The organism is Acidiluteibacter sp. (genome assembly GCF_055129545.1).
This window is the reverse complement of sequence record NZ_JBSRUB010000009.1, coordinates 1-23108: the sequence shown is the minus strand read 5'-3', so window position 1 is coordinate 23108 and position 23108 is coordinate 1. Positions and strand designations below refer to the sequence as shown.

The window sequence follows — 23108 nt, the reverse complement described above, 5'->3', positions numbered from 1 at the left end:
TTTCACGTGGAACGATGTCCACTTTTAAACGGGGCGCAAATTTAAGTAAAAATCCTCTTTTTGTCTCATTTCTAACGCTTCCTCTTCAGATTTGTCTTTAAAACCTGAAAGATGAAGAATTCCATGCACACAAACACGCTCAAATTCATCTAAAAAACTATTATTTAGAGTTTTAGAGTTGTCTTCTACCCGTTCTATACTGATAAATATATCTGAATTCAAAACACTTCCTTCGCAATAATCAAATGTGATTATATCAGTCAATGTGTCGTGCTGCAGGTATTCTTGATTAATTTTTAGAAGGTGTTCGTCGTCGCAAAGAATGTAATTTATTTCCCCTATCGTTTTTCCTTCTTTTTCGGCGGTTTGCCGTAACCAGTGTTTTAGGTAGTCACTGAGATTTATTTCTTCTACATTTTCAAAGTGAAAATATATTTCATTGGTAACCGATTCAAGCATGGTCAAAATTATGAAAAGCAAGGTTTACTATTTTACCATTGTCTTCAAAATCGACTTGGTCTGCTAAATTCTTCATGAGGAATACTCCTCTACCATGAATCTTTTCCAAATTTTCTGGGTCTGTAGGGTCTGGTAGATTTTCAAAATCAAAACCATTTCCTTCATCTTTCACTTGAAAAATAAGCGATTTTTCGCGAGTAAAGTAGTTCACTTCTATTTGCTTATTTTGATCATTTTTATTGCCATGTATAATCGCATTATTGACAGCTTCAGTTACTGCAATCAAAACATTACCATAACACCTTTCGGCTACACTTAATGTTTGGCAAATAGTATCGATGTGTTCTTCAATAATGGAAAGACTTTTTGCATGGGATGGTATTATTAGGCTATCTGTATCCATAGCGGTATTATTTAATGTTTTCAAAGTAAAGGTTTGTTTTGTTCTTGTAAAAAGGCAAATAACTTGGAGGTAGTGTTTTTAGTAGCTCCACCTCTTTTTCTTTTTGTTGGTTATACTCAAAAAATTCATTTGGGTTACGTAACTGATTTTCTCTGCCTTCTTTTGACTCCCTTTTATTGTCTTTCTCTCGCTCTCTTTCTGCTTTTTCAGATTCCAATAGTCGCGTTAATATCTCTTCTTGACGCATCATGGTTTGTCTTGTAATGTTTTTATTTACGATGTCGGTTTCGTTTTGCTCCATAAGGTCTGAGAGCTTTTTTAAATCACCGCCTGCACCATTTTCTCCATTTTTACCCAACTCTTCAGACATCTTCTGCAGTTCTCGTCTAATTGCAGCTTGTTTGGCGGCCATTTGAGCCAATTCCTTACTCATTCCGCCTTGCCCTTGTCCGGGCTTATCTCCTGGTTTACTACCGGGCTTACTGCCTGGTTTATCGCCAGGGCTCTTCCCATTTTCCATGGCATCTTTCATTTTCTGCATTTGCTCATTCAACTGCTGTTGCATTTTCTTCATTTGGGCTGCTGATGGCTTTGGGTTTTTACCACCTGGCTTCGAACAACTGCCTTGACCTGCTTGCATTTGTTTTTGCATGTTCTGCAAAGCCTCGTCAAGTATCAACGCTAAATTATTGATAGAAGTCATAGCGAATTGTTGGTTAGAGGCTGCATAAGCTGAATTTCGATCTCCCAAGTATCCCAACGCTTTTTGCATATTTGATTTGATGGCAGTCACTTCTCTATTTACTGTTGCCTCCAATTGCATCACTCTTTTACTCAGAGCAAACAACGAATCTTCTATGGTTTTTGAATCATCTATTAACTTTTTCTGCGCTTGACTGTAATCTACAAATTTTGGATCTGTTCTATTTGCTTTTTTCACCACATCTATCAGTGCTTCTTGATCAAAAGACAATTGAATTAAATTTTCCAACAGGGCTCGAATATCCTCCATGTCCTCTTCGCTACCTGCAGCTTGCATTTCCATTTGCAAACCACCTAATTTCTCCTTCATCTTTTGCATTTCTTCAGCCGCTTTTTTCTGAGATTCAGCCGCTTTTTTCTTGTCTTTTTGGCCTAGTTCTTCAGCACTTTTTTCCATTTCCTTTTTAGCCGCATCTTCCTCTTCTTTGGTTTCAGGCATCTCGTTTGGATTCTCTAATTCTTCATTTTTCTTTTCGAGTTCATCCAACTTTTCTTTCAATTTGTCGAATTCTTCATTCAGCTTTTCTTGCTCTTTTTTCAATGCTTCTGCGTCGGCATTTTTATCTTCTGATTTTTTGGCTAATTCTTCTTGCTTCTTTTTTATTTCATCTAACTTTTCAATCGTTTCATTTAGTTTTTGCTCAAACTCCAATTGCTTGAAAATTTCCAATGATCGATCCAGTTCTTTCTCTAATTCCTCATTTGAAAGATCAATTTTATCCAACTGATCTTTCAACTTATCCTTATTCATTTCTTCCATTAATTTTTCCAACTCTTTGTAAAGCTCTTTCATTTCTGGAGTCATCAATTGCTCAAAAAGCTCTTCTAGCTTTTCCTGCTTTTCTAAGATGTCTTGATCTAATTCGTTGAATTCTTTCTGTTCTTTATTGTTTTGTTTGTTTTCATTCTTAGATTTTTCAATTTTTTCACGCAGCTTTTTTTGTGCATCTATTATCTCTTCTAATTTCTTTTTTTCTTGCCAGCCTAACTTCTCTTTATCGATCAAACTTTTATTTAACTCGTCGATGTCTTTCTTTAATTTTTTGGCATCAAGCAAACTTTTTTCCAAATCGCTCACAATCTCTTTTGATCGCTCATCCGACTTTTTCTCTAATTCTTCTTTTGTCGGCACTTTAAACTGCATCTTTTGAGTTCGGCTAGATTTACTGCCGTGAACTCCATCGTTGTCAAAAATTTCAAAATAATAGTCAATTTCATCTCCTGCCTTTAGAGGAAGATCTTCAAAATCCCACACGTAAAAATACTGATTCTGTGTGGTGTTCGTATTAATTGGTATAATAGTCGAAACAAGTCGATTTGAATCTGCAACTCGATAATTAAAGGTCAATTTTTTGAATCCGTAATCATCTTTAATCGAACCTTTGAAATAGATTCGCTTTAATGAAGTCGAATCAGCTTTTTGTTCCACGGTAATCGTTGGATATACATCAGGAATTACAGTAAGCGCATAGTTTAAAGTATCGTTATTGCTGATGAATTGGTTGGCTGTGGCAATTTGATACTGACTACTAAATTTAGCTGTTGCACTCACCACATACTCATCTATGTTATTTTGCTGAACTGATAAAGCTGAGTCTTGAAATCCAAAAAACAAACTCTCAGACGCTGTAGTAGTAAACTTCCATTTCAAAACACTTCCTTGCGGAATGGTAAGGTCACCAATGTCATGCACCACTTCATCATTTAATTGGGTGTATGTTGGATAATCGATTGATACATCAAAGTTGACTAGCAAAGGTTTTGGTTGAGCAGTTAGTGTATAGTTTCGAGAATCAAATCCATCTGCAGAAAGTTTAAAATCAATGTCCTCTTGCAAATTTTTAAGCGTATAATTAAAGGTTGACTTATCAATTTTGTTTAATAGAAATGAGTTGCCTCCTAACTGAATAAATGCTTTTTCAGGCAATACTTCCCCTTTAATTTTTATAGCTAATTGAAAATCCTCGTTTTTTATTCCTTTTAAATTGTCGTTAATAATTGCAAATTCAAAAGGAGCCATTGGAGTAAAGTCGCTACTGTGCGCTACTAATCGTTGTGTTCCGTCAGTAAAAACAGCAGGATTGATAATTCCAATAGCAGCAAATATTACCACTGGAATAATCAGGTATTTTAAAAACTTTTTGTTGGCACTAAAATCAATGGCGTTAGTGAAAGGAATCGGCTTAAGCTCAGTAATTTTTTGATTAATTCCCGCTTCTATTAAAGACTTGCTTTGTGTGGATTCGCTCGATAAGTTCTTTAATTGTAATACATTGAATAGCTTATCTGAAACATTAGCAAAGTGCTTTCCAATAATTTCTGCCGCTTGTTCATGAGAAATATTTTCACCCAATTTGTACAGCTTAAATGTGGGAATCAAAATCAATTTGATCAAAACACCAAAAGAAAGTAGCATAAAGCTATAGAATAAGAACATTCGTAAGCTGTTTCCAAAGTGGCCAAAATACTCTAACGAAGTAAAAGTGGTGAAGCTGATGATAAGAATCGCTAAGGTGTAAATGGTCCCCTTAATGAGTTGATTTTTATAATACTTTCGTATAAACTCATCTAGTTTTTCTAATAAAATGTTGTAATTATCTTGACTCATTCGTTGCTTTCGCTTTCCATTGAAATTGATACTTCTGTTCGAACCCAGAAAATTACACAAAATTATGTCGGATATTTTGATGTGAATAGGCTCACTTAACGAATAACAGTAGCTATTTAACCTAATTTTAGTTTTGTTGTGAAAAAAGTACTGAATAGATTACCTTTGCCAACCAATTTTTAAGAACAATTAGACAATATTTCGATGGATAGAAAAGTAAGAGTAAGATTTGCGCCGAGTCCAACTGGGCCTTTGCATATGGGAGGAGTTAGAACGGCGTTGTATAATTATCTTTTTGCAAAAAAGCACAATGGCGACTTTTTGTTGCGAATAGAAGATACCGATCAAACTCGATTAGTGCCAGGAGCTGAGGAATTTATTGTTGAATCTTTGAAATGGTGCGGGTTGGTGCCAGATGAAGGACATGGTTTTGGAGGCGATTTAGGACCTTACAAACAATCGGAAAGAAAAGACCTAGAAATTTATAGAAAGTATGCCGAGCAATTAATTGAATCGGGACACGCCTATTATGCATTTGATACTCCAGAAGAGTTGGATCAGATGCGTGAGAATTTAAAAGCTGCAGGAGTTGCCGCACCACAATACAATCACATCACAAGAACGACTATGAAAAATTCCATTTCATTGTCGACTGAAGAGGTGGAAAAAAGATTGGAAAATGGAGATCCTTATGTGATACGAATTCGAATTCCTAGAAATGAGGAAATCAAATTTAAAGACATGATTAGAGGTTGGGTAATGGTTCAGTCTACTAATTTGGATGATAAAGTGTTATACAAATCAGATGGAATGCCAACGTATCACTTAGCCAATATTGTAGATGACTATTTGATGAATATTTCACATGTTATTCGCGGTGAAGAATGGTTGCCTTCTGCTCCATTGCACGTATTGTTATACCAGGTGTTAGGTTGGGAAGACAGCATGCCACAGTTTGCGCATTTGCCATTGATTTTAAAACCAGATGGTAATGGGAAATTGAGTAAAAGAGACGGTGATCGATTGGGTTTTCCAGTATTTCCAATTGAATGGAAAGACCCAGAAACAGGCGAAATTTCATCAGGATATAGAGAAAAAGGATACTTTCCAGAAGCTTTTGTGAATATTTTGGCCTTTTTAGGATGGAATCCTGGAACGAGTCAAGAATTGTTTTCAATGGAAGAATTAATTGAGACATTCACAATTGAGCGAGTTGGAAAAGCTGGTGCGAAATACGATCCAGATAAAGCAAGGTGGTTCAATCAGCAATATTTGAGAGGAACTGATAATATGGATTTGGCTAAGAAATTACAGTCAACTGCCATTGAAATGAAATTGGCGAAAGCCGATGATCTTGAGTTTTTGTCAGGTGTTTGTGGAATGATGAAAGAGCGAGCTACCTTCATCAATGATATTTTGACTGAAGGAAATTACTTTTTTGAGCAGCCTTCTGAATACGATGAAAAAACACACAGCAAAAAGTGGAAAGAAGGAACGCCTGCTTTAATGAAAGAGTGGAAAGAAGTGTTGAGTAATAGCTCCGATTTTTCTGCTGCTTCAATTGAAACTTCTTTTAAATCATTTTTAGAAGAAAAAGAAGTGGGTTTGGGCGCTGCGTTGCCTAATTTTAGATTGATGGTTACTGGTTCAGGAATGGGACCTTCTATGTTTGAAATCACCGCTTTATTAGGTAAAGAAGAAACCATTAGTAGAATGGACGTTGCCTTAGGCAAATTGTAATTTGATATGAATAAGATTTCCATAGAAGGAATGGTGTTTTTCGCTAATCATGGGTTTTATGAAGAAGAAAATAAAATCGGTGGAAAGTTTGAGGTTGATATAACTTTTGAAACGCATTTTAAGTCAGAAGCTACACTTGAAGACAATCTAGAAGGCACTGTGAATTATGAGAAAGTCTATGCCATTGTTCAAGAAGAAATGAAAATTACTTCCAAATTGTTAGAGCATTTGGCACAAAGAATCATGGATCGATTGTATCTACAGTTCAATGATATTTCTAATATTAGACTAAAGGTTAGTAAGTTAAACCCTCCTTTGGGTGGTGAAGTGAAGGCAGTTTCAATCCTTTTAGAGAAATAAAAGAAACCCAAGGAGTTTAGGAAACAATTTGGTAATTTTGAGCCTTCATTAAAAGGGTCTCGTGGCCGAGTGGCTAGGCAGTGGTCTGCAAAACCATCCACAGCGGTTCGAATCCGCTCGAGACCTCAAAGTCCCATTTCCATCCTAACTGAAGGGTTGAGATGGGACTTTTTTTATGGCACTTATGCGGATTTTACTGTTAGACAATTACGATTCATTCACTTATAACTTGCTCCATTATTTGGAAAAGGTTTCGGATGTAACTATAGATGTCGTTCGGAATGATAAAATTGTGCTAGACGAAGTGGAAAAGTATGATAAAATTGTGCTTTCACCTGGACCTGGTTTACCTGAAGATGCTGGTTTGCTCATGCCCCTAATTGATCGATTTAAGCACTCTAAAAGTATTTTAGGAGTCTGTTTAGGTCATCAAGCTTTAGCGATGTCATTTGGTGGTAAATTGATTAATTTGCCACAAGTAGTGCATGGGGAAGCTACTCCCATTTCTATACTTTCAACACGCACCATTTTCAAAGGGTTGCCAAGTCAATTTAAAGTGGGGCGATACCACTCATGGGTGATTCAACAATCGGATTTACCAAAGGAATTGGTATGTGAAGCGGTGGATGATAGCAATAATGTAATGGCTTTTTCACATGAAACATTGCCACTCTATGGGGTACAATTTCATCCTGAATCCATACTGACAGAGTATGGATTAGAGATAATTCGTAATTGGGTAGAGGGATAAAAAAAGGCGTTTACTTAAAAGTAAGTAAACGCCTTTATATTTTAACTTTAAAGATACTGAGTGCTTATTCTCCGGTAACTTTTGTTCTATACTTGGTTACAATAAATCCACTTACTATCTCTGAATCAACAGTTGCAATTTTTGTAATATTTCCTTTCTTAGCTGCTGCTACGATACCTAGGTCTGCAGAACCAAACATGATTCCAAAATAAGTTTTCTTTTCAGCAATACCTACTTTTGTACCAACGCTATTTTTGGTAACCAATGCTTTTGGAGCTGTATATGGTCCTGATACAGAGCAAGAAGATAGCACCCCTACAAAGCAAACTATTATTAGTGATTTTATATATTTCATAATATTATCGTTTTAATTATTCTCCTGTTACTATTAACTCTTTCTTACCGAATATAATATAGTTGGTGTATTTAACATCAACAGTAGATATTCCTCCAGTAATTTTACCTCTTTTGGCAGCCTCAGCTACACCGTACTCTTTGTTTAATTGGATATAACCAAAAACAACAGTTGTTTCACTTACTCCTTTTTTAGGTCCAATTGGCACTTCAGTTACTGCTAGTGGAGTAGTTACTGAACAAGAAGAAAGTACTGCTGACAAAATAGCTGCACTTGCTATATATTTTAAATTTTTCATCTAATTTATTTTTAAGTTATTAACTGTATTACTCTCCTGTAACGACTGTTTTATAAAATGGTACAATGAACACAGTTACTTTTGTGTCTACACTTCCAATTTTATCAATTTTCCCTTTTTTTGCTGCAGTAGCCATTGTAAAGTCTTTATCTTTACTAAAAGCACCACCTTTAGCAACTCCCTTTTTTGTCCCAATAGGGTTACCAGTTACAGTGTGTGACTCATACACTACGCAAGAAGACAGTGAAAAGATCACTGCTGCCATTAATGTTAATTTTTTCATAATTTATAGTTAGAATAATTACTAATACTCTAGATTATTAAAACTAGAGCCTCTTTATTACGATACAATTATATGTATTTAAAATCGTTAAGAAAAGTTAATCTCAAAAAAATTACAAAAAAAAGAGGGTTAGAAACGCTAACCCTCTTTGATGATTCTTATAATTTTTAATTACAAATCAAACTTAATGCCTTGTGCTAAAGGCAAGTCGTTTCCGTAGTTGATTGTATTTGTTTGTCTTCTCATGTATACTTTCCATGCATCAGAACCAGATTCTCTACCGCCGCCAGTTTCTTTTTCTCCACCGAAAGCACCGCCAATTTCAGCACCAGAAGTACCGATATTCACATTGGCAATTCCACAGTCTGAACCTTGAGTTGAAAGGAACAATTCCATTTCACGCATGTTGTTGGTCATGATAGCTGAAGATAATCCTTGCACCACTCCATTCTGAATTTCTAGAGCTTCGTCCAACGTTTTATACTTCATGATGTAAAGGATCGGAGCAAATGTTTCATGCTGAACAATCTCCCAAGAGTTGTCTGCTTCTGCGATTGCTGGTTTTACATAACAGCCAGACTCATATCCTTCCCCTTCAAAAACTCCACCTTCAACGATTACATTACCGCCACTCGCTTTCACTTTTTCTAATGCTGCCAAATAAGTATTGACAGAGTCTTGATCGATTAATGGACCCACGTGATTCTTCTCATCCAAAGGATTTCCAATCCTCAATTGCTTGTAAGCATTCACCAATTGGTCTTTTACTTTGTCGTATAAACTTTCGTGAATAATTAATCTTCTAGTAGAAGTACAACGCTGTCCACAAGTACCAACCGCTCCAAATACCATTGCAGGAATACACATTTCTAAATCAGCAGAATCAGTGATTATAATCGCATTGTTTCCTCCTAATTCAAGCAATGATTTACCCAATCGTTTACCTACTGTTTCAGATACGATTTTACCCATTCTGATAGAACCAGTTGCAGACACCAAAGGAACTCTTCCGTCCTGTGTCATTAATTCACCAATCTTATAATCACCGTTAATCAAACAGCTAATCCCTTCAGGAAGGTTGTTTTCTGCTAAAACTTCAGCGATAATATTCTGACAAGCAACTCCACACAATGGCGCTTTTTCAGATGGTTTCCAGATACAAACATCTCCTGAAACCCAAGCCAAAGCAGTGTTCCATGCCCAAACAGCTACTGGAAAGTTGAATGCTGAAATAATACCCACCACTCCTAATGGATGATATTGCTCATACATTCTGTGGTTTGGACGTTCAGAGTGCATCGTTAATCCATGCAATTGACGAGATAAACCCACTGCAAAATCACAGATGTCAATCATCTCTTGAACTTCTCCCAACCCTTCTTGGTACGATTTTCCCATTTCGTATGAAACCAACTTACCTAGAGCTTCTTTCTTTTCTCTTAACTTTTCTCCAAATTGTCTTACTATTTCTCCACGTTTCGGAGCAGGAACAGTTCTCCACTCTTTAAACGCCTTTTGAGCTGCCTGAACAGTTTGCTCGTATTGTTCTGGAGTCGTAACTCCTACTTTACCAATTAAGGCTCCATCTACTGGTGAATGTGAAGAAATAGGGTTTGTTCCGTTTTCCATCCACTTATTTCCTGTCGATGTTCCATGATTGATATCTTTCAACCCCAAGGTTTTCAAGTCTTGAGAGATATCTACTTTTGATAGACTCATATTTTTTTGTTTATTTTTCAATGCTTTAACAGCAAAGGTAGGATTTCAAACTTTGGATAAAAAGAGATTTTAAATCGAATATGGAAATTGATAGCATAAAAAAACTCCACCTTGTCAAAGGTGGAGTTTCAATTAAAATAGTTTAAAAAAACTTAGAATTTATAAGACAACCCGATACTCAATACTTCTTTAAATTGTGTTCTTGGTCCTTTTCTATCCAAGTTAGTATCGTCATCAATTGCAATATCAATATCATCATCATAAACTAAGGTTGCAGAAATATTAGCGGTAATGAATTTATTTACTTTCATTGCTATAATCGTTTCCCAGTTTACATCTATATTTTGTGGGTTGTCAATGTAGTTAGAGAACAATTCCAATTTCGTTTGGAAGTTGATATTTTCCATAATGTCTTTGTTGAATTGAGCCTTAAGGTAACCCCCAATCTCTGCTCTAAATTGTTTACTGTTTTTAATTTTTACACCAGCGGTATCATACTCTGCACCTTCTACTCCAAAAGCACCTGCATCTGATAATGATCTATCATTTACAATCGTAAATTTTCCAGTTACAGGAGAAAGGTAAAGTGAGAAGTTATCATTTGGTTTGTAGTCCATACCTATAGAAGCTAATACATAAGCAGGAGCTAATAAATTAGAAATTTTCGTAGAATCATCTGGGAAGTTGTAACCAGGTGCAAACTGAGACTTAAAGTTGACCAAAGCTGTATAATACCAAACTTTAGATGCTTGTCGACCATATTTTGTTGTAAAATCGATCTTATCATCACTTTTTCTGAATGCATCACCTCCTTGTTGGAATATCCCGTAACCAAGGTCTAACGTATTGTCCCAAGAGTGAATGCCTTTTTTATACTTGGCAAACACATTTAAAAACCCATTTACTGCGACTGAACTTTGACCACCACCGGCCCAGTTGCTCAATGCAACTTGTGAGAAATTGAAAGAAACCAATCCGCCTTTTGACCAATAACTAGTATCAGCAGCAGGAGTTGGAGCAGGTGTGTTTTGAGCAGTAGTTGTTGAAATAAACAACAAACTGGCAACAAAAAAACTTAAAATGATAGATGATTTAATCTTCATGCGTGTTATTTTTAATTTTTGGTTTAAGCATTTAGGCGTGTTAAAAAACACTAAATATAATTCAATCTGCGAAATAACAAAAAATGTATTTCTTCCAATGAGTAAATTCGCTGAATAGTTATTAAAAAGACCTAATCGGAACAAATCTTTGCTTTAATGGTATCATATTGGGAGTTCAATAGAAATTTATGAATAAAATCATCATCATTCCACTATTTGCACTGTTCTTTATACTAATTGACTGGTATGTATTTCAGGGTGTTAAAGCATTATTTCAAAACAGTTCAGAACTGACACAAAAGTCTGTAAAAATTATCTTTTGGTCAATTACAGCTTTGTCTTTGTTTGCTTTTTTTCTTTATCATTTTAGTAACGTGGACCTTTTAGGAAAATCGGTACGAATGTTTATCCTCGTCGGGATTTTTATGAATTACTTGGCAAAGGTATTCTTCGCTGTATTTTTATTGATAGATGATATTAGCAGGGGAATTCAGTTTTTGGTACAAAAATTTTCAAATCCATCTCCAGCAATCGTTTCAGATAAAGAAAGTCACATTCCACGTTCTCAATTTATTTTGAAAACTGCTGTGGTTGTTGGGGCCGCTCCATTAGTCGCCATGTCATGGGGAATTATATCTGGTGCTCATGATTATCGAGTACGACGAATTAAATTGCCATTGCCCAATTTGCCTAAGGCGTTTGAAGGACTAAAAATAGTTCAAGTTTCAGACATCCATTCAGGTAGTTTTTGGAATAAAACAGCTGTGCAAGGTGGGGTGGAAATGCTCTTGAAAGAAAAGCCTGATGTGGTATTTTTTACAGGAGACTTGGTGAATAATCAAGCAGTAGAAATGAAAGAATGGATCTCTACTTTTTCAAAAATAAAAGCGCCATTAGGCGTTTTTTCAGTGTTTGGGAATCACGATTATGGCGATTATGTGAGTTGGGGTTCTCCTCAAGAAAAGCGTCAAAACTTAATTGATTTGGCCAATATTCAAAAAGCCATGGGTTGGAATTTGTTGGTGAACCAAAACCATATCTTAGAAGTTGATGGAGAAAAAATTGCCATTATTGGGGTGGAAAATTGGGGTGCTAAAGCGCGATTCCCAAAGTATGGTAAGTTGAATGAAGCCATCAAAGGAACTGAAGACATCGCAACAAAATTATTATTGTCGCACGATCCCAGTCATTGGCAAGCAGAAGTGTTACCGATGTATCCTGATATTGATGCCATGTTCTCCGGGCATACACACGGCATGCAAATGGGGATTGACATTCCTGGGTTTAAATGGAGCCCAGTCCAATATGTTTATGACGAATGGGCGGGATTGTATCAGCAAGATAACCGATATTTGTATGTGAATCGAGGGTTTGGATACATTGGTTATCCTGGGCGCATAGGAATGCCTCCTGAAATTACTACTATAGAGTTGACACGGGGTTAGAACGATTTATGAAAGTTAAGGTTGGATTTGGAGCGTTATTGTTGGTTTTTTTCTTTGTGCTAATATCTTTTACTACTAAGAATACGGGAACATTATCATTAAAAATAGATCAGGTAAATCCCATTAAAGGTGCGGTTCGAATTTTAATGTTTAAGGGTGAAAAGGGTTGGCCAAACGATCCTGAAAAGGCGGTTTATATTAAGTCAGTTGTAGTTCAAAATTCAGAAATCAATATTGAAATCAAAAATTTGGCTTATGGAACTTATGCGATAGCTGTTTTGCACGATGTCAATTTGAATGAAAAAGCTGACAAGTCCATGTTTGGAATACCAACAGAACCTTTTGGTTTTTCAAACTATCCGAAAATTACATTTGGTGTTCCAAAGTTTAACGATGTGGCATTTAAAATGAATGCTCCAAATCAACAACTAGTGATTCACATGAAAGAAATTTAATCACGTGAAATTGATCTTTCCCACTCTAGTTTTCCTTCAGAATTGTAGACCATAATCTTCATCACTCGTTTCTCTAAACTACCTGAGAATTCCAAAATCGCGAAGTTATTTGTAGCCGTGTGCGTTCCTTCTACTCGCAAGGTATTGGCCTCATCAATCGTGTTGTAATACTTGGCTGTCAATGGAGAAACGGTCAAATCGTATATATTCACTTCGTCAGTCAATTTTAATTGACTCAATTCTGTTTTATGGCGGTCACCAGTCACAAAAACAACGCCTTTAATGCCTTCTTCCTTGATTCTATTGAGCAAAAAACCGCGTTCTTCTGGGAAGATGGAATAGTTCTCATAAACTGCTGCAGTATTCAAAACTTGCCCACCAACGGCCACTAATTTGAAAGGAGCATCGCTGTTTTTCAACCCATCGATCAACCATTCTATTTGTGGCGTTCCAAGCATCTGTTTTGCGCCAGTGGTTCTATTGTTGGCATTTCGCTGATATCGATTATCTAACAGGAAAAAATCAACATCATTGTATTCAAAAGCTGAGGTAATTCCTGGTAAATCATTGACTCCATAAAATGGATTTCCCCAATAGGTTTTAAACGCTGCTAAGCTCTGCTCTTTTCCCACATAACTGCCATCGGCATCATTCGGTCCAAAGTCATGATCGTCCCAAATGGCATAATGATGAGCAGCTGAAAGCAAAGGCTGTAATTCTGGAGTAGCTCTATCGGTGGAGTAGCGATAGAAAGTAGCTGCTTTAGAATACAAATCAGCATCACGGAGGTAAAAATTATCACCCAACCACAGCATTAACTCTGGCTGTTGAGCCACTATTTGATTAAAAATACCATAGTTGCGTCCGTAGGGTTCTCCCGGTCGGTCGTATTGAGATTCATTGAAGTATGCACAACTGCCCAATGCCATTTTGAAGGTTGGCGGATCAGTTCTAAATTGCCAATTGGTTTGAGTTTTAAAACGAAAGACTTTAGTGCTGTATTTCGCTTTAGGAACCCGAATTTGGTAAAGGTAATTGGTACCCGGCTCTAGCAATTGAGTGATGAACTTGATGGTATTGTGATGCTCCGCTACCGCCTCTTTTTTTAATCGAATGCTATCGTTGCTGCCTTCTTTCCAATAGATCATTTCAGCGTGCTCAGATTGATCCAATTCAACCCAAACGAGTACTTCTCTCATGGTATTATACCCTAACATGGGGCCGGATTTTATTTGAGCAGGTAATGTGGTTGCAAATAATAGGACGCAAAGAGTGACGAAGAGCTTGTTCATGTTCTTTTCGATTTCAACTCATCTCTTAAAAACAGTACTTCTTCTTTTAAATGGTTAATTCTTGTTTCGTACAATTCTTTTAGAGCATTGATAGAGTCCAATATAGGCTCATTTATCGATTTTGAATTTTCCACATATTCATCTATCTCAAAGACGAGTATTTTTTCCATCGGAATATTTAATACTTTAGAAAGCTTCATCATTTTTTCAATGCTAATTGAAGCTGAATTATTCTCAATCTTACTGTATGCGGATTGAGATATTCCCAATTCGTGGGCAATTCCTTCTTGGGTAAAACCACGAATTTCTCGCAGTTTCTGTAGGGTTTTTCCTATTTTCATAGTAGTCAGTTTCTTAAAAATCAAATATAATATATTATTCCGAATATGAATAAATTAGAAATGTTAAATATTTTTTAACTTTTATTTAGAATGTAGTTTTATGGCTTAATCCTAAATAATTTAAAAAATGAGAAAAAATTTAGTCATCCCGTTATTGTTGCTTTCTGTTATTAGTTACGGACAAACAACAATTAATAATTTTTATACTACTATGAGTATATTAAATCTTGATTCATTGAAAAGGTTACCCGATTCTTCAAAGAGTTATGATACGAAAACAATAGTAAGAGCAGATTTAATGTGGAGATCACAATTATCTCCACATGGAAACCCATCGGTTGCTTCAGCAGGTATTATAAATTATGCCAATAACTTTGTGGCACCTAGTAATTCTAATTCTTTAACTGGAGGAAGCAGTAATTCAACAGAAATTGGGCCTATTGGAACTCCATCAAATTCTGGGGGTGATGGAAATGGTCAAATCAATAGAATTGCTTTTGATCCAAATTATAATGGCACGACAAATAAAGTGATGTATGCCGGTTCTTTTCATGGTGGTCTTTGGAAATCAACAGATGGTGGAAATAACTGGTTGGTGCATGGTACAGATGATCAGTTGCCTATCACATCTGTTTCGGGTATTGCCATAAGTCATCAGAATACAAATAAGTTATTTGTTTGTACTGGCGATGGTGATGAAAGAGACTTTGTCATTGATTACAATACTAATCTTGATGGTAGAAACCCCAATTTTACGATCGGAGTATATCGATCTTTAGATGATGGACTGAGTTGGAACCCTATTAATTTAGGATTAACGAAAGATGCAGCAAACAATCCAATCAATTTTGCTGACGGTGGTGTGTGTAGACAATTGAGGATAAACCCAAATGATGAGAGTATTCTATTTGTAGCTACCTCAAGGGGGCTTTACCGTTCATCTAATGCAACTGATGTAAACGCTCCTTCATGGACCAAGTTAAACGTGAATAACAACACTAATTGGATGGATGATTATAGAGGGTTGGAGTTTCATCCAACAAACTCTAACATAGTTTATACGTCTAGTAAAGATATTTTTAAATCAACAAATGGAGGGAATGTCTGGACCTCTATGACTGGTCCTGGGACTGGTTTAGATTTAGCCACTTTTAATTCAAATTTTTCGGTTAAAAGAATAAACATTACGGTAACGCCAGCAGCTCCCGATAGATTGTATGCCTATATTAATGGTACTGAATTTAATCCTGTAACAAATTACCACCATCAAGCGGTCTATGTCTATATGTTAAAAAATGGACAATGGGAAGAATTGAATTATACCATTCAACCTTTTTATGTGAATAGTAAGGGAGAAGTTAAACCTGATGGTTATAATTCATACCCAGTAAGCTGGATGGCCATTGCGGTTTCTCCTGTAGACCCTGAAAAGGTTTATATCGGGTATACCAAAGTGAAAGGTAGTACAGATATTACAGCACCAAATAGCAGTTTCATAGGTCAAGCGCCTTATGTTGCAGGTGGTCAGTTTCATGCTGATGTTCATGAATTGATCTTTCAACCAAATACCCCCAATCCTAAAATGTTCTGTGGACACCATGGAGGTATTAGCTTAAAAGACATTAGTTCAAATAATGAGAATGGTTGGGTTTATAAAAATAATGGCTTGAATACTAGTTTGATTTGGTCGTTTGATGTGTCAAAAGTAAATTCAAACATTGTTGGAATTGGCCGACAAGATAATGGAGTAAATGTATATAAACCACTCTTTTCGGGTGGCCAAGCTTGGACGAGACAAGGCGGCGGTGATGGATATGGATTTCAAATTACTGATGATACTAAAGGAAATGGACAAAACCCGAAATATGCAATGGATATAAACTATTCGTTTTACAATTTCGGATTGCCATGGGACGCATTACCAAGTGCCATCAACCCTCCTAATTTTATTGGGGATTATAAGAGGTTAGAAGCTGTCCCAGCTCAATTTCAAATCATAGATCATCCAGAAACGCACAAGGCAATTTATGGATTTTCTGATTTGTACTCTTCAAATAATGCAGATTTTTCAATGCCATCAAGCAATTCAAGCGCAGCTAACCCTTATAAGGTAGAGTCTGACTTATATGCAGATTTTGACTTATCTGGTAAAAATGATACAGTGAGTAGATATGAACGGCAAGTGTCAGAGTTTGATATTTCTAAATCAAATCCTGATTATGTCTATGCAGTGACTTTGGCAAGCTATTCTAACGGTACTAATCTGTATAGATCGACGACCGGATTAAGTAATGGCGTTTATACTGATGTTTCAGCTGGAAAACCTGCCAGTACGGTTTTTGAAAATATTACTGCAAATTTACCTATGATTACCTATACTTCGAACACTAATCCTCCAACTACAAAGACAGCACCTCCATACATCTCAGGAATTGCAATAAGTCCTTCCGATCACGAAAAAGTATGGATCTCGGTTGGTGGCTATGAGGATAAATTTAGAGTTTTTCAAACTACTGATGGAGGAAACACATGGGCTAACGCTGATCCAACCGGAACTTTACCTGAGCTTCCGACGAATAATATTGTGGTAGTAGAAGGAACGAATGATATGTTGTTTATAGCTACCAATGCAGGTGTATATACCACTGAAGGAGGAACAAATGTTTGGACAAAAGTGCCAAGCATTCCAAATGTTCAGGTTCGTGAGCTAAGAATAAATGCGTGCTCGAATAAGTTATTCGCTGCTACGTACGGTAGAGGAGTATGGAGTCTTGACTTACCTGAACCTAATAGAGCAGGTAACGAAAAAGTAATAGACATTAATACTACTTGGACAGAAAATAGATACTTAGAAAATAATTTGAGAATAAAGGAAGGCATGACCTTAGTCATTCAAGGCACACTTCATATGCCTTATAACGGTCATATTTTTGTTGAAGCTGGTGGTACGTTAGAAGTAGACGGTGGAACCATTAAAAATGACTGTGGTACTTTTTGGTCAGGTATTGAAGTTTGGGGAAAATCTAATTTAACTCAAGCGTCTACCAATCAAGGAAAATTAATACTTAAGAATAATGCAGTGATTGAAAATGCACACACTGCTGTAAGTTTAATGAAAACGGACGATTGGGGCTCCATGGGAGGAATTATTATAGCTGAAGATGCTACTTTTAAAAACTGTAGAAGAGCGGTTCAATTCATGTCTTACAAAAAACCCAACATCAGTAGCTTTACCCGTTGTAAATTTATTTTAGACGACAATTTTAATCCTGAAGGACTTGGAGAAATAAACCAAGTGACACTTTGGGATGTAAGAGGGGTTCAATTTAAAGGGTGTGAGTTTTCGGACAACCGAACTACAGTTGGCACATTTAGCCTGAATAGTGGAAGCGCCATCTTTTCTATTGATGCAGGTTATCAATTAAAAGGAGATTGCAGCCTTCCTAACCAAGGAAACTCTTGTCCTGTTAATAATTTGACTCGTTCTAAAGTTAAAAACTTTAACATTGGGGTGCATGCGTTAGGTTCTAGTACCTCCAATACGATTGCTGTAGACCAAACCGATTTTGAAGGCAATATGCAAGCGACAGTAATTGAAGCATTGGACAACTTTCGATTCATTAGAAACAATGTCACCATTGGAGCTACTGCAAAAATTGGATATAATAATCCGAATCAAATTGGATTGTACAATTACCAATCTACAGGTTTTGAAATAGAAGCCAATTTAATAGGAAGTAACACTTCAATATCTAACTTAAATACCGTTGGACTGTTGATTAAAGAATCAGGTACGGAAGCCAATCAAGTGTATCGAAATAATTTTCAAAACAATTCAATGGGGGCATGGTTTTTTGGGTTGAATAGGAATCAAAACCAATACGAAGGCATGCAGTATTTGTGCAATACCTTTTTTAATGGTACTGATGTAAAGGTTGAAGAAGATCCAAATGGTCAAAATAGTAATAATCATGGAATTCGCACCTATCAAGGGGCACATTCTCCATCGGAATCTGCAGGGAATCAATTCCCTCCAACCATGAATAATTTTTTACAATTAGAGAATGCTAGCAATCAAGGAATCGTTTACTACTACAATTCTACTGCAGAGCAAATGCAAACCAATAAGGTGACTCCTCCTGGATTAATCATGCAATTGCATACAGCTAACACCAACAGTTGTGCTCAGTTGTTTAAAAGTTCTTATGGAGGCAATGTAGTAAATAACCTAAACAGTGAATTCTACAGATTGAGGGATGAATACGATGCATTATTGTATACCTATTTTCAGAACATAGATGGAGGGAATACGGATTCATTGCTGCAAGCCATTAACATGAGTTGGAACAACGAAGCCCAAGATTTAAGGGACGAATTAATGAGCCAAGCACCTTATTTGTCAGAGCAAGCATTGCGAGAAGCAGCAGAGACCGGGATCTTAACGGATGCCCTATTGTTAGAAATATGCTTGGCGAATATGGATGCCACTAGAAACGAAGATTTCTTAAACTTCTTGCAAAATGAGATTCCGAATACCTTGCCGGAATCCATGATTCAGTTGATTTATCAAAATTGGAGTGGAGAAACACCACGTACCATTTTGGAAAACCAAATTGCTGTAACCAATGCTGAAATGGGAATTGCTTCCAATCAATTGATGCACTATTACATGACCGATAGTTTGGATCACAATGACAGCTTAGAGAGTCTATTGGCTGCTCGAAAGCACCCAGCATCCGTGTATAGAATGGTGGAATTGGCAATTGAAAACAACGACTTTGAGGAAGTGAGCACCCTTATTGCTGAAATTGAAGAAGGGCCAGAAATGTCGGAGTGGAATCAAAATGAACACAACAATTTGAAAGATTACATAGATTTTAGACAAGGTCTTGGTGAAAGCAATACCGCAATTTTAGATTTAGGTGAAGAAGCGTTGGGTACACTGAGAACCATTGCCGAACTGAAAACTGGACGTTCATCTCAAATGGCGCAAAACATACTTTGTTTTGGGTATGGAGAATGTACTTCTTTTGAAGCTCCCGAAGGGAGAAAAAGAAGCCGACGAATTTATAATATGAATACTGCTTCTGCAAATGCTTTGCAAGGTAACTACCAAGTGATTCCTAATCCTGCAAAGACTTCTGTAGACCTTACTTTTGAAGGAGAGGAAACAGAAGGGTCTAGAACTATGCGGGTGTATGCAATCAATGGTCAAGTGTTATTGGAAAAACCCATAAACAGTACAAAAACTACCATTGATGTCAATCATTTAGAAAATGGTGCGTATCTTTATGAAGTGCTTCAAGATGGAGCAGTTGTGCACCAAGGAAAACTAATCATTCAAAAATGAAAAAGGGATTAATCGTTATTATTATACTATTTTATTTCCAATTTATAGGAACGAAGGCTGAGCTGCATGCTCAGCCTTCGTTTTCATTAGATACTACTTTTCAACCCTTTTTTAATATTACGCAAGGGCTTGGGAAAGGATACATTGGAAATGTCTGGGAAAATCCATTGAATGGTGGGTTGCATATGGCAGGGAGTTTTAGAAAATTTTTAGGAAATGACCCCTATTACTCTATTTTGAGTACATATAGAGATGGGAGTCGCAACTATAACTTTCAGGGGTTTAATGTAGAAGATATGACATTCTTTTACCCCATCAACGACAGTGTTTTTATCTCTGGTTCTAGTGGATTTTATTTTCCCATGGACATAGACGGAAATCCCATGTGGACGAATTGGTTGCAGATGTATCAACAAACGGTAGACTGTTCGGCTGCAGCTTGGCCGTATTTCTTTCCGAATGGATCCTCTTTAATGACCAACAGTTGGGACGGCAATCCAAATCGATGCTTAATCAGTAATCCTCCCAATACTTATCTTTCACAAGCCATTATTAAAGTAGACTCTTTGGGATATTTCGATTCCACTTTTCAGCACACTGCGAATGGTACAGTTACTGGTTTTTGGCCCTACGACAGCACTCGACTCTTGGTGTTTGGGTTTCCCCGTAAGTTTACCCAATATGATGGGCATACAGTAAATGGATTGTGCCGCATCTATTTGGACGGCACATTAGATACTACTTTTCACAGCCCTATTGTGCCAGGAAATGGAGGGTTTCGGCCTAATCTGATAGAGAAGGACGGCAAATTCTTTATTATCGGAAATTTTCAAGTGTTCGATCACCCTACTGAATGGTTTTCCATGCTGAAACTCAATGCCGATGGAAGTCTAGATACTACTTTTAATAATTTGGGAAGACCAATAGATTCAGCCTCAACTGGATCACAAATAGGAAGTGTGGTCAAAACTCCTGACAATGGGTATTTGGTTGGAGGTGCTTTTAATCAAGTTCAAGGGGTATTTAAAAATAGCATTGTAAAGTTGGATTCTAACGGAAATATAGAGCCGCAGTATTTTACCTCAAGAGGCCCAGACACAACTATCCTTTTTCAATTTCAAGGTGGAATTTCAAAGATTGTTGAATCAAAATTTGGGGGGTATTATGTAATGGGAGATTGGACACATTGGGATGGAGTGCCCACTCAACCCATCATTCGCATTCATGAAATGCAAACCGTTGGTTTGAAGAAGAACGAGCAAGAGTCAGTATTACTAAAAGTGTATCCTAATCCTGTTCAAGAGCAGTTGTATTTGGAGTTTTTGCCCAATGCACGCATTACTTCTATTCAGTTGTACGATCTGCAAGGCAAAGTGGTGCAATCATTTGGCTATAAGGTGAACTCTATTTCTGTCAACGGCTTAAAAAATGGCATTTACTTTCTAAAAGTCATTTCAGAGCATGGGGTGAGTACGGAGAAAGTGGTGGTTTCAAACTAATCATTCAAAAATGAGAAAGGCAATAGTATATTTATTTATAGTATTTATTTTTCTAGCAATAGGAAAGAAGGCTGAGCTGTGTGCTCAGCCTTCTTTTTCATTAGATACTACTTTTCAACCTTTTTTTAACATTACGCAAGGGCTTGGGAAAGGATACATTGGAAATGTCTGGGAAAATCCATTGAATGGTGGGTTGCATGTTGCAGGCGGTTTTAGGAAGTTTTTAGGTAACGATCCCTTTTATTCTTTAATGAGTATACACAGAGATGGAAGTCGAAATTATAATTTTATAGGTTCAAGTGCGAGCAATATGACATTTTTTTTTCCCATTAACGACAGTGTTTTTATCTCTGGTTATGGGGGCGGAGGGTGGTATATACCAATGGATATAGATGGTAATTTAGTGTGGCAAAATTGGTTTCAAATGTATCAACAGACAGTGTCTTGTTCGCAAGCTGCGTGGCCGTATTTTTTCCCCAATGGCTCCTCTTTAATGACCAATAGTTGGGATGGGAATCCAAATCGATGTTTAATCAGGAACCCTCCGAATACTTATCTTTCACAAGCTATTATTAAAGTAGACTCTTTGGGGTATTTCGATTCCACTTTTCAGCACACTGCCAATGGAACAGTTTCTGGCTTTTGGCCATACGATAGCACCCGTTTATTGGTGTTTGGATTGCCCCGTAAATTTACCCAATACGATGGACATACCGTAAACGGATTGTGTCGCATCTATTTGGACGGCACATTAGATACTACTTTTCACAGCCCCATTGTTCCAGGAAATGGAGGGTTTCGGCCAAATTTGATTGAAAAAGATGGGAAAATTTTTATTGTTGGCAATTTTCAAGTGGTTGACCATCCTACTGAATGGTTCTCCATGCTTAGATTAAATGCTGATGGAAGCCTAGATACTACATTTAATAATTTGGGGAGACCAATTGATTCAGCTTCAACTGGAGCAAATGTCGGCAGTGTGATCAAAACCCCGGACAATGGGTATTTAGTTGGAGGCTCTTTTAATCAGGTTCAAGGGGTATTTAAAAATAGCTTAGTGAAGTTAGATTCAATAGGTAATATAGAGCCGCAATATTTTACATCAAGGGGCCCTGATACAACTATCATTTTTCAATTTCAAGGAGGAGTTTCACATATAGTCCAATCAAAATTTGGGGGATATTATGTAATGGGAGATTGGACACATTGGGATGGAGTGCCCACTCAACCCATTATTCGCATTCATGAAATGCAAACCGTTGGTTTAGAAAAGCGACAACAAACAAAAGCAATATTAAAAGTGTATCCTAATCCTGTGCGAGAGCAGTTGTATTTGGAGTTTTTGCCCAATGCACGCATTACTTCTATTCAGTTCTACGATCTGCAAGGAAAAGTGGTGCAATCGTTTCATCAAAAGGTGAATTCTATTTCTGTCAATGGCTTAAAAAATGGCATTTACTTTCTGAAAGTCATTTCAGAGCATGGGGTGAGCACGGAGAAAGTGGTGGTTGGGAGGTAGTTAACTAACTATCTTTGAGATATTAAAATCTTTACATCCAGTTAAGTATAACATTTCGCTTAAACCTTTGTCTATCCTTCATTTCGACGCAGCTCAATGTAAACTCACAAAGCTCTGGATGACAAAGGTTTCATGACATTTTTATTTTGAAACAAACATTCAAATTTCAAAGCGATAACAAATGTTCATTTTTTAATTAAGGTTAATTTGTGTGATTGGCCTTGAGTGATTCTCGAGATTTTCGAAGTAGAGCCTTAGTAAATTCGTCTAGCTCCGAAGAATTGAGGAGATCCGACGAATGTCTTAGGCTGTAGGAGATAAATTGAAGTGAATTGGTCAAAGCCTTGAACTTTTGGTTCATTTTGG

Annotated in this window: 18 protein-coding genes and 1 tRNA gene; 9 read left to right on the top strand and 10 right to left on the bottom strand. The window is 36.8% G+C overall.

Features of this window, described 5'->3' with window-relative positions; genetic code table 11:
• Nucleotides 1-24: 24 nt before the first annotated feature.
• The 3 genes from ybeY to ACTB0X_RS03765 are packed head-to-tail and all read right to left on the bottom strand — an operon-like array spanning nucleotide 25 to nucleotide 4232.
• On the bottom strand, nucleotides 25-459 hold the full coding sequence (ybeY, locus tag ACTB0X_RS03775; RefSeq protein WP_463023656.1) for an rRNA maturation RNase YbeY: 435 nt from the start codon (nucleotides 457-459) through the stop codon (nucleotides 25-27).
• Nucleotides 452-862 carry an ATP-binding protein gene (locus ACTB0X_RS03770; protein ID WP_463023655.1) on the bottom strand — a complete coding sequence of 137 codons (411 nt, stop codon included), beginning with the start codon at nucleotides 860-862 and terminating at the stop codon, nucleotides 452-454. Before ACTB0X_RS03770 ends, ybeY begins: the two co-directional genes overlap by 8 nt.
• A gap of 7 nt (nucleotides 863-869) precedes the next feature.
• Nucleotides 870-4232 (bottom strand): DUF4175 family protein, encoded by a 3363-nt coding sequence (locus tag ACTB0X_RS03765; protein ID WP_463023654.1) that lies wholly within the window; start codon nucleotides 4230-4232, stop codon nucleotides 870-872.
• Between the two features lie 204 nt (nucleotides 4233-4436).
• Between ACTB0X_RS03765 and gltX the strand changes: the two genes are divergently transcribed.
• From gltX to ACTB0X_RS03745, 4 genes are all read left to right on the top strand, one after another.
• Entirely contained in the window at nucleotides 4437-5972 is a 1536-nt protein-coding gene (gene gltX / locus ACTB0X_RS03760; protein WP_463023653.1) for a glutamate--tRNA ligase, read from the top strand.
• Nucleotides 5973-5978: 6 nt separating this feature from the next.
• Complete coding sequence (gene folB / locus ACTB0X_RS03755; protein ID WP_463023652.1) at nucleotides 5979-6332, top strand: dihydroneopterin aldolase; 354 nt, start codon at nucleotides 5979-5981, stop codon at nucleotides 6330-6332.
• 55 nt (nucleotides 6333-6387) lie between these two features.
• A tRNA-Cys gene (locus ACTB0X_RS03750) sits at nucleotides 6388-6458 on the top strand.
• 58 nt (nucleotides 6459-6516) lie between these two features.
• Nucleotides 6517-7083, top strand: a complete 567-nt coding sequence (locus tag ACTB0X_RS03745) for an anthranilate synthase component II (protein ID WP_463023651.1) — start codon at nucleotides 6517-6519, stop codon at nucleotides 7081-7083.
• 64 nt (nucleotides 7084-7147) lie between these two features.
• Here the strand turns inward: ACTB0X_RS03745 and ACTB0X_RS03740 are convergent, their stop codons facing one another.
• The 5 genes from ACTB0X_RS03740 to ACTB0X_RS03720 all read right to left on the bottom strand — a co-directional run bounded on the left by ACTB0X_RS03740 (nucleotide 7148) and on the right by ACTB0X_RS03720 (nucleotide 10841).
• Nucleotides 7148-7438: a TRL domain-containing protein gene (locus tag ACTB0X_RS03740; protein ID WP_463023650.1), complete on the bottom strand. Its 291-nt coding sequence runs from the start codon at nucleotides 7436-7438 to the stop codon at nucleotides 7148-7150.
• A gap of 16 nt (nucleotides 7439-7454) precedes the next feature.
• A complete protein-coding gene (locus ACTB0X_RS03735) occupies nucleotides 7455-7736 on the bottom strand; it encodes a TRL domain-containing protein (RefSeq protein WP_463023649.1) in 282 nt (93 codons plus the stop codon).
• A 28-nt stretch (nucleotides 7737-7764) separates the two neighbouring features.
• Entirely contained in the window at nucleotides 7765-8019 is a 255-nt protein-coding gene (locus ACTB0X_RS03730; RefSeq protein ID WP_160631756.1) for a hypothetical protein, read from the bottom strand.
• A 171-nt stretch (nucleotides 8020-8190) separates the two neighbouring features.
• Nucleotides 8191-9738, bottom strand: a complete 1548-nt coding sequence (amaB, locus tag ACTB0X_RS03725) for an L-piperidine-6-carboxylate dehydrogenase (protein ID WP_463023648.1) — start codon at nucleotides 9736-9738, stop codon at nucleotides 8191-8193.
• A gap of 152 nt (nucleotides 9739-9890) precedes the next feature.
• Entirely contained in the window at nucleotides 9891-10841 is a 951-nt protein-coding gene (locus ACTB0X_RS03720) for a DUF3078 domain-containing protein (RefSeq protein ID WP_463023647.1), read from the bottom strand.
• A 188-nt stretch (nucleotides 10842-11029) separates the two neighbouring features.
• Between ACTB0X_RS03720 and ACTB0X_RS03715 the strand changes: the two genes are divergently transcribed.
• Nucleotides 11030-12286, top strand: a complete 1257-nt coding sequence (locus ACTB0X_RS03715; RefSeq protein WP_463023646.1) for a metallophosphoesterase — start codon at nucleotides 11030-11032, stop codon at nucleotides 12284-12286.
• 8 nt (nucleotides 12287-12294) lie between these two features.
• Nucleotides 12295-12741: a DUF2141 domain-containing protein gene (locus ACTB0X_RS03710; RefSeq protein WP_463023645.1), complete on the top strand. Its 447-nt coding sequence runs from the start codon at nucleotides 12295-12297 to the stop codon at nucleotides 12739-12741.
• On the opposite strand, the gene ACTB0X_RS03705 is transcribed toward ACTB0X_RS03710, so the two are convergent.
• Nucleotides 12738-14033 (bottom strand): alkaline phosphatase D family protein, encoded by a 1296-nt coding sequence (locus ACTB0X_RS03705; RefSeq protein WP_463023644.1) that lies wholly within the window; start codon nucleotides 14031-14033, stop codon nucleotides 12738-12740. The two genes, ACTB0X_RS03710 and ACTB0X_RS03705, sit on opposite strands and share 4 nt — an antisense overlap.
• Nucleotides 14030-14374 (bottom strand): helix-turn-helix domain-containing protein, encoded by a 345-nt coding sequence (locus ACTB0X_RS03700; RefSeq protein ID WP_463023643.1) that lies wholly within the window; start codon nucleotides 14372-14374, stop codon nucleotides 14030-14032. The genes ACTB0X_RS03705 and ACTB0X_RS03700 overlap by 4 nt, the downstream gene beginning before the upstream one ends.
• A gap of 127 nt (nucleotides 14375-14501) precedes the next feature.
• Between ACTB0X_RS03700 and ACTB0X_RS03695 the strand changes: the two genes are divergently transcribed.
• The 3 genes from ACTB0X_RS03695 to ACTB0X_RS03685 are packed head-to-tail and all read left to right on the top strand — an operon-like array spanning nucleotide 14502 to nucleotide 22742.
• The gene (locus ACTB0X_RS03695; protein WP_463023642.1) at nucleotides 14502-19724 is read left to right on the top strand and encodes a T9SS type A sorting domain-containing protein; all 5223 of its coding nucleotides are present in this window, start codon (nucleotides 14502-14504) and stop codon (nucleotides 19722-19724) included.
• Complete coding sequence (locus tag ACTB0X_RS03690) at nucleotides 19721-21223, top strand: T9SS type A sorting domain-containing protein (protein WP_463023641.1); 1503 nt, start codon at nucleotides 19721-19723, stop codon at nucleotides 21221-21223. Before ACTB0X_RS03695 ends, ACTB0X_RS03690 begins: the two co-directional genes overlap by 4 nt.
• 10 nt (nucleotides 21224-21233) lie before the next feature.
• Nucleotides 21234-22742: a T9SS type A sorting domain-containing protein gene (locus ACTB0X_RS03685; protein ID WP_463023640.1), complete on the top strand. Its 1509-nt coding sequence runs from the start codon at nucleotides 21234-21236 to the stop codon at nucleotides 22740-22742.
• Nucleotides 22743-23108: the final 366 nt, after the last annotated feature.

What these genes read in the sequence shown, in the direction of transcription:
- ybeY (WP_463023656.1), bottom strand. Translation starts at nt 459, where the DNA reads ATGCTTGAATCGGTTACCAATGAAATATATTTTCACTTTGAAAATGTA.
- ACTB0X_RS03770 (WP_463023655.1), bottom strand. Translation starts at nt 862, where the DNA reads ATGGATACAGATAGCCTAATAATACCATCCCATGCAAAAAGTCTTTCC.
- ACTB0X_RS03765 (WP_463023654.1), bottom strand. Translation starts at nt 4,232, where the DNA reads ATGAGTCAAGATAATTACAACATTTTATTAGAAAAACTAGATGAGTTT.
- gltX (WP_463023653.1), top strand. Translation starts at nt 4,437, where the DNA reads ATGGATAGAAAAGTAAGAGTAAGATTTGCGCCGAGTCCAACTGGGCCT.
- folB (WP_463023652.1), top strand. Translation starts at nt 5,979, where the DNA reads ATGAATAAGATTTCCATAGAAGGAATGGTGTTTTTCGCTAATCATGGG.
- ACTB0X_RS03745 (WP_463023651.1), top strand. Translation starts at nt 6,517, where the DNA reads ATGCGGATTTTACTGTTAGACAATTACGATTCATTCACTTATAACTTG.
- ACTB0X_RS03740 (WP_463023650.1), bottom strand. Translation starts at nt 7,438, where the DNA reads ATGAAATATATAAAATCACTAATAATAGTTTGCTTTGTAGGGGTGCTA.
- ACTB0X_RS03735 (WP_463023649.1), bottom strand. Translation starts at nt 7,736, where the DNA reads ATGAAAAATTTAAAATATATAGCAAGTGCAGCTATTTTGTCAGCAGTA.
- ACTB0X_RS03730 (WP_160631756.1), bottom strand. Translation starts at nt 8,019, where the DNA reads ATGAAAAAATTAACATTAATGGCAGCAGTGATCTTTTCACTGTCTTCT.
- amaB (WP_463023648.1), bottom strand. Translation starts at nt 9,738, where the DNA reads ATGAGTCTATCAAAAGTAGATATCTCTCAAGACTTGAAAACCTTGGGG.
- ACTB0X_RS03720 (WP_463023647.1), bottom strand. Translation starts at nt 10,841, where the DNA reads ATGAAGATTAAATCATCTATCATTTTAAGTTTTTTTGTTGCCAGTTTG.
- ACTB0X_RS03715 (WP_463023646.1), top strand. Translation starts at nt 11,030, where the DNA reads ATGAATAAAATCATCATCATTCCACTATTTGCACTGTTCTTTATACTA.
- ACTB0X_RS03710 (WP_463023645.1), top strand. Translation starts at nt 12,295, where the DNA reads ATGAAAGTTAAGGTTGGATTTGGAGCGTTATTGTTGGTTTTTTTCTTT.
- ACTB0X_RS03705 (WP_463023644.1), bottom strand. Translation starts at nt 14,033, where the DNA reads ATGAACAAGCTCTTCGTCACTCTTTGCGTCCTATTATTTGCAACCACA.
- ACTB0X_RS03700 (WP_463023643.1), bottom strand. Translation starts at nt 14,374, where the DNA reads ATGAAAATAGGAAAAACCCTACAGAAACTGCGAGAAATTCGTGGTTTT.
- ACTB0X_RS03695 (WP_463023642.1), top strand. Translation starts at nt 14,502, where the DNA reads ATGAGAAAAAATTTAGTCATCCCGTTATTGTTGCTTTCTGTTATTAGT.
- ACTB0X_RS03690 (WP_463023641.1), top strand. Translation starts at nt 19,721, where the DNA reads ATGAAAAAGGGATTAATCGTTATTATTATACTATTTTATTTCCAATTT.
- ACTB0X_RS03685 (WP_463023640.1), top strand. Translation starts at nt 21,234, where the DNA reads ATGAGAAAGGCAATAGTATATTTATTTATAGTATTTATTTTTCTAGCA.